Source organism: Acinetobacter brisouioides (genome assembly GCF_004331075.1).
Taxonomy (GTDB): domain Bacteria; phylum Pseudomonadota; class Gammaproteobacteria; order Pseudomonadales; family Moraxellaceae; genus Acinetobacter.
Map to the genome: position 1 here is coordinate 251,692 of NZ_SJNX01000002.1, position 15,180 is coordinate 266,871.

General features: G+C 38.6%; 12 protein-coding genes, 2 tRNA genes and 1 pseudogene. 5 read left to right on the plus strand and 10 right to left on the minus strand.

Translation table 11 applies throughout. The features are described 5' to 3' along the window. Nucleotides 1-295: 295 nt before the first annotated feature. Nucleotides 296-763 carry a transcription elongation factor GreB gene (gene greB, locus E0H77_RS04110; RefSeq protein WP_131375239.1) on the minus strand — a complete coding sequence of 156 codons (468 nt, stop codon included), beginning with the start codon at nucleotides 761-763 and terminating at the stop codon, nucleotides 296-298. A gap of 280 nt (nucleotides 764-1,043) precedes the next feature. Between greB and E0H77_RS04115 the strand changes: the two genes are divergently transcribed. Next, nucleotides 1,044-1,133, plus strand: a tRNA-Ser gene (locus E0H77_RS04115). A 254-nt stretch (nucleotides 1,134-1,387) separates the two neighbouring features. Here E0H77_RS04115 and E0H77_RS04120 read toward each other — a convergent pair. From E0H77_RS04120 to E0H77_RS04145, 6 genes are all read right to left on the minus strand, one after another. Further along, nucleotides 1,388-2,509, minus strand: a complete 1,122-nt coding sequence (locus E0H77_RS04120; RefSeq protein WP_131375241.1) for a sigma-54 interaction domain-containing protein — start codon at nucleotides 2,507-2,509, stop codon at nucleotides 1,388-1,390. A 164-nt stretch (nucleotides 2,510-2,673) separates the two neighbouring features. Then, nucleotides 2,674-3,540: a transporter gene (locus E0H77_RS04125; RefSeq protein WP_131375243.1), complete on the minus strand. Its 867-nt coding sequence runs from the start codon at nucleotides 3,538-3,540 to the stop codon at nucleotides 2,674-2,676. An 837-nt stretch (nucleotides 3,541-4,377) separates the two neighbouring features. Further along, a complete protein-coding gene (gene groL, locus E0H77_RS04130) occupies nucleotides 4,378-6,012 on the minus strand; it encodes a chaperonin GroEL (RefSeq protein WP_131315130.1) in 1,635 nt (544 codons plus the stop codon). A 57-nt stretch (nucleotides 6,013-6,069) separates the two neighbouring features. After that, nucleotides 6,070-6,360: a co-chaperone GroES gene (locus tag E0H77_RS04135; RefSeq protein WP_131315129.1), complete on the minus strand. Its 291-nt coding sequence runs from the start codon at nucleotides 6,358-6,360 to the stop codon at nucleotides 6,070-6,072. A 195-nt stretch (nucleotides 6,361-6,555) separates the two neighbouring features. After that, a complete protein-coding gene (locus E0H77_RS04140) occupies nucleotides 6,556-7,314 on the minus strand; it encodes a metallophosphoesterase family protein (protein ID WP_131375245.1) in 759 nt (252 codons plus the stop codon). Next, the gene (locus E0H77_RS04145; RefSeq protein ID WP_131375247.1) at nucleotides 7,295-8,230 is read right to left on the minus strand and encodes a diacylglycerol/lipid kinase family protein; all 936 of its coding nucleotides are present in this window, start codon (nucleotides 8,228-8,230) and stop codon (nucleotides 7,295-7,297) included. The genes E0H77_RS04140 and E0H77_RS04145 overlap by 20 nt, the downstream gene beginning before the upstream one ends. A 407-nt stretch (nucleotides 8,231-8,637) precedes the next feature. Between E0H77_RS04145 and E0H77_RS04150 the strand changes: the two genes are divergently transcribed. Both E0H77_RS04150 and E0H77_RS04155 read left to right on the plus strand, forming a co-directional pair. Beyond that, on the plus strand, nucleotides 8,638-10,488 hold the full coding sequence (locus E0H77_RS04150; protein ID WP_131375249.1) for a phosphoenolpyruvate carboxykinase (GTP): 1,851 nt from the start codon (nucleotides 8,638-8,640) through the stop codon (nucleotides 10,486-10,488). Nucleotides 10,489-10,585: 97 nt separating this feature from the next. Next, nucleotides 10,586-10,990 carry a hypothetical protein gene (locus E0H77_RS04155; RefSeq protein ID WP_131375251.1) on the plus strand — a complete coding sequence of 135 codons (405 nt, stop codon included), beginning with the start codon at nucleotides 10,586-10,588 and terminating at the stop codon, nucleotides 10,988-10,990. Nucleotides 10,991-11,067: 77 nt separating this feature from the next. Here the strand turns inward: E0H77_RS04155 and E0H77_RS04160 are convergent. After that, nucleotides 11,068-12,362 (minus strand): annotated as a pseudogene (locus E0H77_RS04160) (MFS transporter). A gap of 394 nt (nucleotides 12,363-12,756) precedes the next feature. Here E0H77_RS04160 and E0H77_RS04165 point away from each other — a divergent pair. Next, the gene (locus E0H77_RS04165) at nucleotides 12,757-13,170 is read left to right on the plus strand and encodes a hypothetical protein (RefSeq protein ID WP_131375253.1); all 414 of its coding nucleotides are present in this window, start codon (nucleotides 12,757-12,759) and stop codon (nucleotides 13,168-13,170) included. Between the two features lie 31 nt (nucleotides 13,171-13,201). Here E0H77_RS04165 and E0H77_RS04170 read toward each other — a convergent pair whose 3' ends face one another. Together E0H77_RS04170 and folD are read right to left on the minus strand one after the other, a co-directional pair. After that, nucleotides 13,202-13,870 (minus strand): class I SAM-dependent methyltransferase, encoded by a 669-nt coding sequence (locus E0H77_RS04170; RefSeq protein WP_131375255.1) that lies wholly within the window; start codon nucleotides 13,868-13,870, stop codon nucleotides 13,202-13,204. Between the two features lie 232 nt (nucleotides 13,871-14,102). Beyond that, nucleotides 14,103-14,951, minus strand: coding sequence for a bifunctional methylenetetrahydrofolate dehydrogenase/methenyltetrahydrofolate cyclohydrolase FolD (folD, locus tag E0H77_RS04175; protein WP_131315121.1), 849 nt, complete (start codon nucleotides 14,949-14,951; stop codon nucleotides 14,103-14,105). Between the two features lie 153 nt (nucleotides 14,952-15,104). Between folD and E0H77_RS04180 the strand changes: the two genes are divergently transcribed. Next, nucleotides 15,105-15,178: transfer RNA gene (locus tag E0H77_RS04180), tRNA-Cys, on the plus strand. Nucleotides 15,179-15,180: the final 2 nt, after the last annotated feature.

Here is a 15,180-nt window from a genome sequence, read left to right on the forward strand (position 1 = left end):
ATGAGGTCATTTAAAATGACATAAATAGACAAATGAAAACTAAGTCACATAAAAATCAACGACCTAGATTAAAAAATAACCAAGAATAAATAAGAGTTGCGCATAATATCGACATAGAAATTAAAAGTCAAACTTTTAAATTGCTGGCAGGCCAAAATAAATTTACTCTCCTCTTTGAAAAACTGCTGAATGTTATACGCGAAACAGATGGTGAAACCATGAATAAAATGCTGCTATATGTAAGCAATTCAATATAGATTTTTAAAATAAGAGTTTTTATTTAATGGTTTATTTATCAATAAGATATTCCAATAATATACCAATTCTTCCGACCACTTGGCGTATATACCTGAACCTCATCATCGACAGACTTGCCTAGGCATGCTTTCGCCATCGGTGACTGCAAAGAAACATAGTCTTTATTGCCATAAATTTCTTCATCACCCACGATACGAAATTTGACCGTTTCTTGTTCATCATTCTCCAATTCTACCCAAGCACCAAAATAAACCTTGCCTTGCTGCTGAGGGTGATATTCAACTTTTTGCGCAACTTCAAAAAGCTTGGTGAGGTAACGAATTCTGCGGTCTATTTCCCGTAATTTTTTTTTGTTGTAATGATAATCAGCATTTTCTGAGCGATCGCCTAAACTAGCTGCCCATGACACGATTTTAGTAATTTCTGGTCGTTCCTGTCGTAGCAAATGATTTAATTCATCTTGCAAACGCTGATAACCTTCAGCAGTTAATAATTTCCGATCCATAACAAATTCCAACTTTCCGAGCATTCGCATTTGTCATGCTCTTTTGACCACAATAACAAACACAGCATAAGCGGGCATTGTAATCATTGATATATAAAAATTTAAGCTCAACTGAACATAAATTTAAATATTTACATAGCATCAGTAAGATATGTCTTCATTATGGATATTTTACACGCCCAAGATACCCATCTAAATTGCACTTATTTTAACCACTCAATTGTTTTTACACTAAAATCAGTTGTCAAAGCATATTTTTCCTTATATGATAGCGCACATTGGAAGCGTGGCAGAGCGGTTTAATGCACCGGTCTTGAAAACCGACGAGGGTGTGAGTCCTCCGTGAGTTCGAATCTCACCGCTTCCGCCAAATACTAAAAAGCCCTTACATATTTTGTAAGGGCTTTTTTATTTAAATCGAGAAAATAAAATTTCAAAAATATCAGTAAAAGCCAAATCTAAAAAACTGGGCATGACATAAAAAATATAATGTTTATCTTTTAAATTTTTTACTTTTCAATACATAAAAAACTGATTGATTTATTAGAAAATTAAATCAGCATAATATCTGTTTCTAGACTAGGGTTTTATTATCATCTATCACCTCTTTACTCCTCACTTCTTTTATTCAGCTATTTCTTTTATAGAAGGAGGCAAAAGATGATGACGCTTTAATAATGTCCGCACCACATTTCTAGATATTCCCAGTAATTCACTGGTTTTAGCCTGATTAGAAAATGATGATGAATATGCAGTCGCAATAATCATGCTTTCTAAAGTATTCCATAAATCACCAGAAGAAGATTGACTCGATGCGTAGATTTTCTTTAACTGCGACTCAATAATCTGATAGGGAGATAATGCCGTGTTGATTTCATCATCTGTATTCGTGACAGGTTGCGCTGAACGATACTCCATATTTTTGAATATCTGATTAAATTTTAAATGCTCAGCCTGAATTAACGTCCCTTCAGTTACAAGCACAGCATAATGTGCAATATTTTCTAGCTCCCTAATATTTCCAGGCCATAGATACGTCAGTAATTGCTGAATTGCAGACGCAGAAATCTGTAAGTTATCAGAACGTCTTACCTTGGTTAAATAATGCTGAACAAAATATTCAAACAGCGGTAAAATATCCCCCTTACGCTCCCGTAATGGTTTTAGCTCTAATTGGGCAATATTAATACGAAATAGTAAATCCTGCCGAAATTGCTCAGCTTGTACGGCCTGCTCCAAATCAATATTGGTTGCTGTGACCAATCGAATATCAACAGGAATAGCTTGTCTAGCACCTAATTTTGTGACTTCTTTTTCTTGTAATACTCTAAGTAATTTGACCTGCAAGCACAAAGATAAATCACCAATTTCATCCAAAAACAGTGTTCCGCCATGTGCAGCCTCAAACCATCCTTTGCGTTGCTTGATTGCGCCAGTAAATGCTCCTGCTTCATGACCAAATAATTCACTCTCAGCTAATTGCTCATTGATGGCACCACAATTCACCGCAAGAAATGGGCCTTTTCTCCCACTTAAACGATGAATATGCTGTGCAACCAGCTCCTTACCTGTTCCCGTTTCACCACGAATTAGAATAGGAGCATCACTTGGTGCAAGGCGTTCAATTAATTTTAATAATGACTGTGAAGCTGGGTCATGAAAGACCAGAGCTTTGGCTCGTACAGTCAAAGGCTGAGTGTGCTCACCCTCCAAAGTAAACACATTTGTGAAAGCAAAATTATTCATTAACCAAGTAAATCCATCGGCTTTATATATTGTGAGTATATTAATACGCTCTTTATTCTTGGCTTATACTTATTTCTACTGCATTTATTCAATATCTTGTTATGCTTCTGGGCAACACAAGTTTAATTTAGGCAGATCAAGTCAGATTGACCTACCTAAAGAGATTAAAACACTTTTAATAATCGAACATTAATACGATTATTTTCTTTAAAGCCATTTTCAACGGCAAGATCACGCCCATAAGCTAAAATCACATTGGTGCTTGCGGTTGGTGAATATGCCGTCCCAACCCAAAACTTTGTTTGCTGATAACTTTGTGTCTTAATGCCATTTTGCTTGGTATCACCTGCATCAGTATAAGACAGCCCTGCCCGTAGATCTAAGCGATCATTAATAAAATAACGAGTATTGGTTTGCAGCTGATACCCTGTATTCTGCTTTAAAGTTCCTCCACCAACGGCATCATTATTTTGACCATAAAAAATAATATCGGCGGCCGCATCCCATGCCCATTTATCTGTCAAGCGTTGACTATATGCCGCCTGAAGATCAAGTTTGTAACGGTTCTCACCGAAATTTAAAGAGTCATGTTTATCATAATTACCTGTTGGTAAATACAAATAAGGGGTAAGCCCAAAATAAGTCTTATGCTCTGGATTATTGAGCAACCACACAGGGGCAGCCAAAATAATATCTCCTAGTCCACTGGCTGAACCCAATGCAGAAATATCACCTTTCGCTTTTAATTCACCAAATGGCACTAAAATTTGTGGGGCAACACGTAAACCTGCAATATCTGTATAATGCACAAAACGAGCAATCCCAACATTTGAATCCAGTTTCGGGTCACCTGACAATTTGTCACTTCCTGCATACAGCGCATCGCGACTTGCAGATTGTAAATACAGCAAAGCTAGATTTGTCCCCGCTGGAGCAACATCATAATCACCCGCATCCAAATCTACTGCCTTCGCTTGTGATGCAAAAGCTGCTAATAATATTGCCGTTGTTATTTTCAAATTAAATTTCACTGTTAATAATCCTGAACCCAAAAGTTTATTGTTTAAAATAGTCAGTGACTATTTTGGGTAGTTAATCTATTGCAAAGTCGATGCCAAAAATTAAGTTATTGTTTTTTATTATTTTATTTTAAAAATAAAAATAAATGATGCAAACCAAACAATCCTAAAGCTAAGAATCAAACAATATGTTTATTTTTAAACATCGTATATTTATTCAAAAATAAAACCCTTCTCTTTTTAATAAAAAACCTTATAATATATACAGGGTTGAGTAACAAGATTTTTTCACAGAGAACATAAACACTAACAATGAGGATTTATAATACTTAGCATCCCAAGCATTATTTTTTAAAATACATTTATTATAAAAACTAAAATTAAATATGTTAAAAATAAAATAGAATTTCAAAAAAATAACAGTCGCGATAAAAATTTAAGCCTGATGATTAAAATAAAAATCTGATTATTTATTGATTAACTTATTAATTTTAATTCTAAGATAATGCTAAATCTAACCCATAAACAAAACATGCCCGATAAAAAATAGGTAATTTGAAATATTTAAAAAGTATATTTCGCCATTTTTTAGACAAAAAAAAGCCATACTCTGTCAGTAAGGAGTATGGCCAAAATAGGAAACTACAGCAGAATTCCCATATGCATTAGAATAACCATTTAATCTTAAAAAAATCTTAATTTTTAAAAGGTTTCCTAATGCTAGTTGTTTCATTTTTCATATCAATAACAAATTTTTAATTTTAAAACAAAGAGCCAGAAACCATAAAAATCAGATTAAAAAAAATCCCCGCATCATGCGGGGATTTTTTAGTAAGAACCGATGATGAATTACATCATACCGCCCATACCACCCATGCCGCCCATATCAGGCATAGCAGGTTTGTCTTCTGGAATGTCAGTAATCATACATTCTGTTGTCAACATTAGACCTGCTACAGATGCAGCATGCTCAAGTGCAGAACGTGTTACTTTAGCAGGGTCAAGAATACCCATTTCAAGCATATCGCCATATTCAGAAGTTGCAGCGTTGTAACCAAAGTTACCTTCACCATTTTTCACAGCATTGATTACAACTGAAGGCTCATCACCTGCGTTTGCAACGATTTGACGAAGTGGCGCTTCAATTGCACGGCGTAAAATGTTGATACCTACGTTTTGATCGTCATTCGCACCGTTTACGCCATCAAGCGCAGCAGCAGCACGTACGAGTGCAACACCACCACCAGCAACTACACCTTCTTCAACCGCAGCACGAGTTGCATGTAATGCATCGTCAACACGGTCTTTCTTCTCTTTCATTTCAACTTCAGTTGCAGCACCGATTTTAATCACTGCAACACCGCCTGCCAATTTAGCAACGCGTTCTTGAAGTTTTTCTTTGTCGTATTCAGACGTAGATTCTTCAATTTGTGCACGGATTTGTTGAACACGCTCAGCGATTTGAGCAGCATCACCAGCACCATCCACAATCACAGTATTTTCTTTAGAAACCGTGATTTTATGTGCAGTACCCAAGTCTTGAAGAGAAGCTTGTTCTAAAGACATGCCTACTTCTTCAGAAATCACTGTCGCACCTGTCAAAATCGCGATGTCTTGAAGCATTGCTTTACGACGGTCACCAAAGCCAGGCGCTTTCACTGCACATACTTTAATAATGCCGCGCATGTTGTTCACAACAAGTGTTGCTAACGCTTCACCTTCAACATCTTCAGCGATAATTAAAAGTGGCTTGCCTGTTTTAGCTACTGCTTCTAAAACAGTAATTAATTCACGGATGTTGCTGATTTTTTTGTCAACAAGCAAAATGAACGGGTTTTCTAATTCAGCTGTTAACGTATCTTGCTTGTTTGCAAAGTACGGGCTGATATAACCACGGTCAAACTGCATACCTTCAACAACGTCCAAAGCATCTTCGAAGCCTGAACCTTCTTCAACGGTAATTACGCCTTCTTTACCCACGCGTTCCATTGCTTGCGCAATTAATTTACCCACAGTTTCATCAGAGTTCGCAGAAATCGAACCCACTTGTTCAATCGCTTTAGTATCAGAAGCAGGTTTTGCTGTTGCTTTAATTTCAGCAACCAATGCTTTAACTGCAAGGTCGATACCACGTTTCAAGTCCATTGGGTTCATACCCGCAGTTACAGACTTGATTCCTTCATTTAAAATTGCTTGAGCAAGTACAGTTGCTGTTGTTGTACCGTCACCCGCGATGTCATTGGTTTTAGAAGATACTTCACGAACCAATTGAGCGCCCATGTTCTCAAATTTATCTTTAAGAGAAATTTCTTTCGCAACTGTTACACCATCTTTAGTGATGTGCGGTGCACCGAAAGAACGATCGATCACAACATTACGACCTTTAGGGCCTAAAGTGACTTTCACTGCGTCTGCAAGGATATTTACACCTGCAATCATTTTTGAACGCGCTGAATCACCAAATTTTACGTCTTTAGCTGACATTATTTATTTACTCCGAATTTCTTGCTTTTTACTTGATCTGATATGAATAGTTGAAAATTAGCCTTCTAGAACAGCTAAGATGTCAGACTCTTTCATAATAAGTAACTCTTCACCGCTTACTTTTACAGTTGTACCTGCATAAGTACCGAACAATACTTTGTCACCTACTTTTACATCTAATGCACGAACGCCATTATCTGTAATTTGACCGTTACCGACAGCAATCACCTCACCTTGAGCTGGTTTTTCTGCTGCTGAACCTGGTAATAAGATACCGCCTGCAGTTTTTGTTTCTTCTTCAACACGACGAATAACTACACGATCATGTAATGGGCGAATGTTGCTCATATAAAACTCCATCAGACTAAGTTTTGTTTCAATTAAAAACGGCACTTTTCATAATTTCTATGTGCCATCATCAATAACTGTTTGTGATGTCATTTTTTTGGGGATAGAAAACAAGGCTTCAAGGGGCATTTCAAAAAAAAATCCATTTTTTGCAGTTTTTTTGGTCTAAAACCCAATATTTTTTTATGGAGCAGATCATTTAAGAACAAATCGATGTTTTAAAGCATCAAAGAAATAGCTTTGCAACTCACCTTGCGATGTCAGCACATTAAAGCTATTCGGTTCACCTTTTCGTAACCGATGAGAGGTTGCAGTGCCTGCATGAATTTCAAAAACAGGGTGCTCAAGCTTCAAATCATAAATTTGGCTCAAATCATATTGCGCTGTCTGATGCAAATGCCCGTGCAACAGTGCAAATATTCCCCGCTTACCCCAAATCTCAAGTGCCATCCGCCCAAGCACAGGGCAATCCTTGACGGCATGACCATCTTCAGGAGACGTATAAAAAGGCTGATGTACCACCACGATTTTTAATTTATTCGTGGGTGCAGCCTGTAATTTGGCATCTATTTCCTGAATTTGCGCCAAAGAAATATGCCCTTTAGTATGATAACGTCGCCGAATACTGTTTACCCCAACCAAATAAAAATGTTCGGTTTCCAAGACACTTTCCAATGAACCAAAAAATGCCTGATAACGGGTAAATGGGCTAAATAACCGATTAAATACATGATATAGCGGAATATCGTGATTTCCAGGAACAACCAGATAAGGTAAGTTCAAATGATCCAAAAAATACTTGCAGCTCAGAAACTGAAAAAAACGCGCACGCTGAGTCAAATCGCCGCTTACAGCAATCACTTCTATCGAATGCTCACGACAAAACTGTTGTATTGCCAGCAAACACTCTGGTTTTTCTGTGCCAAAATGCAAATCAGACAGATGAAGTAACATCAGTAGGTACCATTACATTAAGTGCTTCGCGCATGACAGAAAATTGTAAAGGTGCAAATTCTTCAACAATTTCACCATCTATTGCGATATGTAGTTTTTTACCTTTTGCCGCATGAACGACAACTTTTTCAGCAGCAAAACTATAAATATCATTTGCCTGCTCAATATCTCCTTTTAATAGCTGAAAGAGCAACTTAAACAAGGTGAGCTTATCACTTTTGGCAACAATCACACCCGCAACCTTGCCTTGCTGTACCGACTGGGCAATTTTCAAATTCAGCTCTTTCAACTGTAGATGATTATTGCCAAAAAATATCAAGGGCGTTTTAACTGGATATTGATCGCCATCTACAACAACTTTTAATTTTAATTCACGATGCCGCCTAAGCAATACATCTAACGCTGAAGTATAAGCATGTAAAGGAAACCGACCAAATAACCGATTGTAATGCTCACGCGTTTCAATAAATAATGGATACAACCCAAGGCTGGCATTGTTTAAATAAATATGCTCATTCATTTTTGCGACATGAATTTTTTTTATTTTCCCAGTTGCAATGATTTTACTCGCTTCGCTCAAATCCAGCGGAACATTTAACACTCTGGCTACATAATTAAAGGTTCCCATAGGCAAGATACCCAAAGGAATTTCTGTATGTAATAAATAAGTTGCTACAGCATTTAAAGTACCATCTCCCCCTGCAACCACCACCACTCCAGAGCCTTCCGCATCACGATGGCGTTGCAAAATTTGTGGCATCAGAGTATCAACAGAATTCCTATCATTAAGTTCAAATATTTGAATTTCAAAGTTATATTTAGAAAAAATAGTCATAATTTCAGCATATACACTCTCTTGTTGTGCCGTATGGAAACCGGACTTTTGGTTATAAATAATAGAGAGTGGTTTTGGCATAGTATAATTATTATGACGTAAATTGATTTATCTTTAATTGTCTGGATTTCATTTAAAAGAAATAGTGTGTTTATGTAAAAAAACTACATAAACTTTTGCAATTTTTTAGTTTTTTATGCTTTTCCACACTCAATGTAAACCACTAATTTAAATACATATTTGTAAAATAAATGATTTTATTTTCATAATTTATTTTATGAATAGTTGCAAATAAAAAACATAAATTATTGTTTTATAATGTTTTTTAATGAAATTTAGTGGCAACTTCTAACAAGATCAGTTTTTAGACATCTTAAAATTTGAGAACTTTTGTGATTTAATACGCAAACTTTTTAACACACTCATGATCAAGGGTTGATCATATATTGAATGTGTGTTTTGTTTTTTTGTATCTCAAAGGCATCAACATGACCCAAGTGAATGCACCAGAATTCGTTCGTCACCCTAAGCTGATTGCGTGGGTGGAAGAAATTGCTAAATTAACCAAGCCAGCAAAAATCGAATGGTGTGACGGCAGCGAAGAAGAGTATCAACGTCTAATCGACTTGATGATTGCTAACGGCACCATGCAAAAGCTGAATGAAGAAAAACATCCTGGTTCTTATTTGGCGAATTCTGACCCTTCAGATGTTGCTCGTGTTGAAGATCGTACTTTTATTTGTTCTGCAAAAAAAGATGATGCTGGCGCAACTAACAACTGGGAAGAACCAGCAGTTATGCGTGAAAAATTAAATGGCCTGTTCGACGGTGCCATGGAAGGACGCACCATGTATGTGGTTCCTTTTTCAATGGGTCCACTAGGAAGCCACATTGCACACATCGGTATCGAACTGACTGACTCTCCTTACGTTGCTGTGAGCATGCGTAAAATGGCGCGTATGGGCAAAGCAGTTTATGATGTTTTAGGCACAGATGGCGAATTCGTTCCTTGTGTTCACACCGTAGGTGCGCCACTTGCTGAAGGTCAAAAAGACGTTGTTTGGCCTTGTAACAAAGAAAAATATATCGTTCATTACCCAGAAACTCGTGAAATCTGGTCTTTTGGTTCTGGTTACGGCGGCAATGCATTATTGGGTAAAAAATGCCTAGCATTACGTATTGCTTCTGTTATGGGTCGCGAACAAGGCTGGTTAGCTGAACACATGCTTATTTTGGGTATCACTAACCCACAAGGCGAAAAACACTACGTTGCTGCAGCATTCCCATCAGCTTGTGGTAAAACCAACTTTGCAATGTTGATTCCACCAGCAGGCTACGAAGGCTGGAAAATTGAAACTGTAGGTGATGACATCGCTTGGATCAAACCAGGTGAAGATGGTCGCTTATATGCAATCAACCCAGAAGCTGGTTTCTTTGGTGTTGCGCCAGGTACAAATACCAAAACCAACCCGAACTGCATGGCAACCATGCATAAAGATGTGATCTATACCAACGTTGCTGTGACTGAAGATGGTCAAGTATGGTGGGAAGGTCTATCTAAAGAAGTTCCAGCAAACTTAACTAACTGGAAAGGTCAGCCACACGTTGCTGGTGAAAAAGCTGCTCATCCAAATGCACGTTTCACAGTATCAGCAGGTCAATGCCCTTCTATCGATGCTGACTGGGAAAACCCAGCAGGCGTTCCAATTTCTGCGTTCATCTTCGGTGGTCGCCGTGCAGACACTGTTCCTTTAATTTCTGAAGCATTTGACTGGGTTGACGGTGTTTATAAAGCTGCAACTATGGGTTCAGAAACAACTGCTGCTGCAGTTGGTCAACAAGGTGTTGTACGCCGTGACCCATTTGCAATGCTTCCATTCACAGGTTACAACATGGCGGATTATTTCAGCCACTGGTTAGAGCTTGGTGAACAAGTTGCTGCAAAAGCGCAAGCTTCTGGTAACAAATTACCAAAAATCTTCAACGTAAACTGGTTCCGTCGTGACGAAAATGGCAACTTCGTATGGCCTGGTTTCGGTCAAAACATGCGTGTTCTTGAATGGATCATCAACCGTTGTGAAAACCGCGCTAACGCTGTTGAAACTCCAATCGGTTTCGTTCCAACATACGATGACTTGAACTGGACAGGTACAGATTTCTCTAAAGCTGACTTTGAGAAAGTAACTTCTCAAGACAAAGCTCTATGGATTAAAGAAATTGAAAGCCACACTGAGTTATTCAATAAACTTGGTGATCGCCTACCAAAAGCATTAAAATCTCGTCAAACTGAACTTTTAGAAGCGGTTAAAGCAACTGAAACAGCAAACGCGAATGCTTAATTGATTTTAAAAAGAAGACCACGCCATGTGGTCTTTTTTTATTCTAATATTTTTTAACACTTTACTTAAAATATAAATACGTTCAACTGAGTTAAATATGAAAAAATCCATCCCTTTTACTGCACTCGTTTTAGTGTGTGCAGCAACTGTACATGCAGAAACAACTCCCACTACCAATCCCAATATATCAGCACTACTCAGTACACCTGTAAAAGGTTCTCTCTGTGTCATTACCGATACACCACCGAGCGATTTACCTTATAAAGTTGTGAAGCGCATTAAAATTGCCAAAGGTACCTATGGCAGTGTTACAGATTTATATCCTCGATTACATGAAACCGCTAAAAATAATCATGCTGATGCCGTGATTCATTATCGTGCGAGCCAACGCTTCGGCTTCTGGCCATGGCGTTTTGTTCGACCTGTGATTGCAGGGACAGCCATTCAATGGAAATCTCCATCTGCTGAAAACTGTCGTTTGGCAAATGGTCGAGAACTCTAAGTTTATCGCCCCATACGATTCAAAAAATGCCAGTGCGATTTTCATCCACTGGCATTTTTTATGGTCTTATATCCTTGTTAATGATCATGCTGTAAATATTCAGGCTCTTTTGGCAATTTCCAACTACAGAAGAAACAAATAATCAGCATAACAATCACATAAATAAAGAATGTATATTCATGCCCTACTTCTTTAAATTGTAAAGCCACAGCAGGTGCTGATCCTCCAAAAATTGCATTGGCAACCGCATAAGAAAAACCAACCCCCAACGCACGCACATGTGGAGGGAACATTTCTGCCTTAATCAAACCACTAATAGACGTATAAAAACTCAATAGCAGCATAAGGAAAATCAGCATTAGCGTCACAATGACAGGTGAAGCACTAAACGCAGGCATTGCAATCACCATGACTGGATAAATACAAATTGCCAAAGAGGCGCTAAAAATCAACATTGCAGCACGACGTCCAATACGATCTGCAATTGCCCCAAATACAGGCTGTGCCGACATATACACAAACAGTGCAATTGTCATCATATAGCCCACTGTTTTCGCAGCAATCCCTAAACTGGTTAAGTAAGTTTTGGAATAAACCGTAAGGACATAAAAAGATAAAGAACCTGCAGAAGTGTAACCAACCACCAGTAAAAACGACTGCCAGTGATCTCTAAAAAGAGCCTTAAGTGTTCCAGATTCTTTACGGTGGCTGTCTTCATTCGACAATGTCTCGACCAAACGGCTACGCGCCAGTAACGACAAAAGTGCGGTAATCCCACCAACAACAAACGGAATCCGCCAACCTCCATTTTCCAACTGCTGCTCATTCATCAAGAAAAGTAAAATCACACCAAGTAGGCTGGCAAGAAGCTGTCCGCCTGAAAGCGTTACATACTGAAAGGAGGCATAAAAACCCCGATGTCCTTTTAACGCGATTTCACTCATATATGTCGCAACAGCGCCATATTCTCCACCTACTGACAACCCCTGCAATAGACGCACAAGAAGCAATAAAAATGGAGCAACCATCCCAACCTGACCATAGGTTGGCAGCATCGCAAATAAAAATGAGCTGAGTGCCATTAAACAAATCGAAATAACCATTGAACGTTTACGTCCATGCTTATCCGCAATTCGACCAAATAACCAACTTCCTATGGGTCGCTAAAGAAGCTCGCTGCAAACACACCCCAAATATAAATTTGCTTCGTAGCTGATGTCATATCAGGTGATGTCAGTGCCTGCTGAAAATAAACTGCAAAAACTGCATAAATATAAAAATCAAACCATTCAACCAAATTACCAGAGGCTGCGCCAACAATACCAAAAATACGTTTACGCTTTTCTTCTGTGGTATACACACCTTCGCTCATTACATCACACTCCCTCGTTATTTATGTTTAACCTTTTGCAGGCTAGCTTAATCTTTATTATTAGACTTCTTTGATTTTGATGATAATTTTATCTCTCTTTTCTCTCCATAAAGAGAAAGAAAACCCATTAATCAAAGAAGCCTGTTCTGCTAAATTTTGAATCATTTTTCCTTGATTAAATCATTGGTTTCTTTCAGCAGCGTGACTCAGCCTAACCAAATCGGATCACAAACCGATTAACTTAAAATAAAGACACCTTATGTGAAAAATCCAATTTTATTTTGTATAAATATGTATGAGGCCACCCAACACAGACTAGACAATATTTGTTTTATCTAATGAGTATTCAACCGAGCTATGGCATACTGTAGAGAAATGACAAAGGTTTAACCTCATGAAAATGACATTCAAATTATTGGGTCTGAGCGCTTTTGCTATTGGGCTAACAGCTTGCCAAAATATTCCACAAAGCTACAATGGTAACTCTGGCTATCAAGTTGAAAGTAAAACAGAAAATAGTGCCATTATTAGCTATACGCTTGCTGTTCATGCCAACCGTGTTGCTAATCAGAATAAGCTACAAAATGCTTGTAAGAAAGTTCTAGGTGCAAACCAAGACTATAAAATTGAAATTCTAAGTAGTAATGAGATTGCCAATCCTGCAAGCCTTCCAACAGCCAATGGTGTACAGATTGGTAAAACACATACCACATTTGGTCTAAGCAATACCAATACTAATGATGATGACTATGCTATGCAAACTCGTCCAAGTACATTAACTGTCATCCGTTACCGCTGTTCAATCTAAGTCATACATCACATCAATAAGGCGCTGATGATCACAGCGTCTTATAAAAACTTACATTACGAAACTCTTTGGCTTCATCTAAATCTGGCCAAGTCGTAGCACTGCGTTCACCTATTTTTTCATATTGTGGATGACTAAAATTTTTCACTCGACTATCTGCCACCCAGACCTCTGAGGCAAATTTCAAAAACTCATCCAAGAAAAAACGATTACATTGATCGTAGAGAACATCTGCCGCGAGTAGAATATCCACAGACTCAGCACGATACAAATCATCCAGATATTCAAGCTCAACCTGATTCAGCGCTGCATTTTCACGACAAGCTGCCAAACTTACCGCATCAATATCACAGCAGATTACGCGCTTTGCCCCTGCAAGTTTTGCAGCAATTGCCACCACTCCAGAACCCGCACCAAAATCTAGAACCACTTTATCTCTAACGTGCTCAGGTTCAGCCAAAAGCCACTGTGCCATTGCCAAACCCGAAGCCCAGCAAAAAATCCAGTAAGGCGTGTCATTCCAAATGCGCTGGATCACATCATCATCCAAACGCTCTGTCGGAAATACAGGTGGAATGAGCCATAATGAAATCGGTGTATTGGGCAACTGCTGTGGCTGTAAGTCACAATGAGGGATGACTTGATGTAAGGCTTGAAGTAAATGTTCAGGGGCTTTGGTAAGTTGAAAGGTGCAGCTCATAAATAAGCTCAACAATTTATAATTACTATTTGATACGCGTTAGCGTCATCCGCAATTGTTCGAGGCCGGACTACATGAGACCGAAATGTTTCTGCGACTCATCTAAAGCTAACCAGTAGCTGACGAGTTTTGCGGATGACAAATGGTTTTGGTTACTTTTCCCGAAAGAAAAGTAACATACGAACTCCTAACATTTGCATTAAACGATAGGATGCCGTCGTGAATAAATAAATTAACCTAAAGCTTTTTCAGCAGCTTCTACAGTTTGACGAATCAAAGTTGTAATCGTCATTGGGCCGACACCACCAGGAACTGGCGTATAAGCAGAAGCAATTTCTTCAATACCTTGCAACTGGATATCACCAACGCCGCCGCCATCACGTGGATGGAAACCAGCATCAACCACAACAGCGCCTTGCTTGATCCAGTCTTTTTGAATCAATTCAGCTTTACCAACTGCACCAACAACGATGTCTGCTTGTTTCACAAGATCAGCCAAGTTTTGGGTACGTGAATGGCAAATGGTCACGGTTGCATTGGCTTGAAGTAACATCATCGCCATTGGTTTACCCAAAATTGCAGAACGACCAACAACAACTGCATGTTTACCTGCAATTTCGATGTTGTTTTCTTGCAAAATGGTCATGATGCCCGCAGGTGTCGCTGAACCATAAGCCGCTTCGCCCATTGCCATACGACCAAAACCAAGACAAGTTACACCATCAACGTCTTTCGCGAGGCTAATCGCATCAAAACATGCACGTTCATCAATTTGTGCAGGCACAGGGTGTTGCAACAAAATACCATGTACATCAGGATTAGCATTTAATTTTTCAATTTCAGCCAACAACTGTTCAGTTGTAGTTTCTTGTGACAATTCAATTTTAATTGAATCCATACCTACGCGGCGGCAAGCATTACCTTTCATGCGGACATATGTTGCCGATGCACCATCATCCCCCACCAAAATTGTTGCCAAAATCGGAGTACGACCAGATTTTTGCTTCAATACTTCAACACGTGCAGATAAATCTGCCTCAATTTGCTTTGCTAACGCTTTACCATCTAATACCAATGCCACAATACGTCTCCACAGGCCGATATCAATCAATTCCGCAAATAATACATGATAATTTGCCCAATTTTATTTTAGATGTTGATTTTATGTGCATATCCTCTGAATTACCTATTGTTTTTTTTTCAAAGATTGCTAATATGTGCATCACCAAGACAAGGCGGGGTGGCAGAGTGGTCATGCAGCGGACTGCAACTCCGTGTACGCCGGTTCGATTCCGACCTCCGCCTCCAAT

Excerpts from the sequence above, each read along its gene's own strand:
- greB (WP_131375239.1), bottom strand. The coding sequence starts at position 763 with ATGGATCGGAAATTATTAACTGCTGAAGGTTATCAGCGTTTGCAAGAT.
- E0H77_RS04120 (WP_131375241.1), bottom strand. The coding sequence starts at position 2,509 with ATGAATAATTTTGCTTTCACAAATGTGTTTACTTTGGAGGGTGAGCAC.
- groL (WP_131315130.1), bottom strand. The coding sequence starts at position 6,012 with ATGTCAGCTAAAGACGTAAAATTTGGTGATTCAGCGCGTTCAAAAATG.
- E0H77_RS04135 (WP_131315129.1), bottom strand. The coding sequence starts at position 6,360 with ATGAGCAACATTCGCCCATTACATGATCGTGTAGTTATTCGTCGTGTT.
- E0H77_RS04140 (WP_131375245.1), bottom strand. The coding sequence starts at position 7,314 with ATGTTACTTCATCTGTCTGATTTGCATTTTGGCACAGAAAAACCAGAG.
- E0H77_RS04145 (WP_131375247.1), bottom strand. The coding sequence starts at position 8,230 with ATGCCAAAACCACTCTCTATTATTTATAACCAAAAGTCCGGTTTCCAT.
- E0H77_RS04150 (WP_131375249.1), top strand. The coding sequence starts at position 8,638 with ATGACCCAAGTGAATGCACCAGAATTCGTTCGTCACCCTAAGCTGATT.
- E0H77_RS04155 (WP_131375251.1), top strand. The coding sequence starts at position 10,586 with ATGAAAAAATCCATCCCTTTTACTGCACTCGTTTTAGTGTGTGCAGCA.
- E0H77_RS04165 (WP_131375253.1), top strand. The coding sequence starts at position 12,757 with ATGAAAATGACATTCAAATTATTGGGTCTGAGCGCTTTTGCTATTGGG.
- E0H77_RS04170 (WP_131375255.1), bottom strand. The coding sequence starts at position 13,870 with ATGAGCTGCACCTTTCAACTTACCAAAGCCCCTGAACATTTACTTCAA.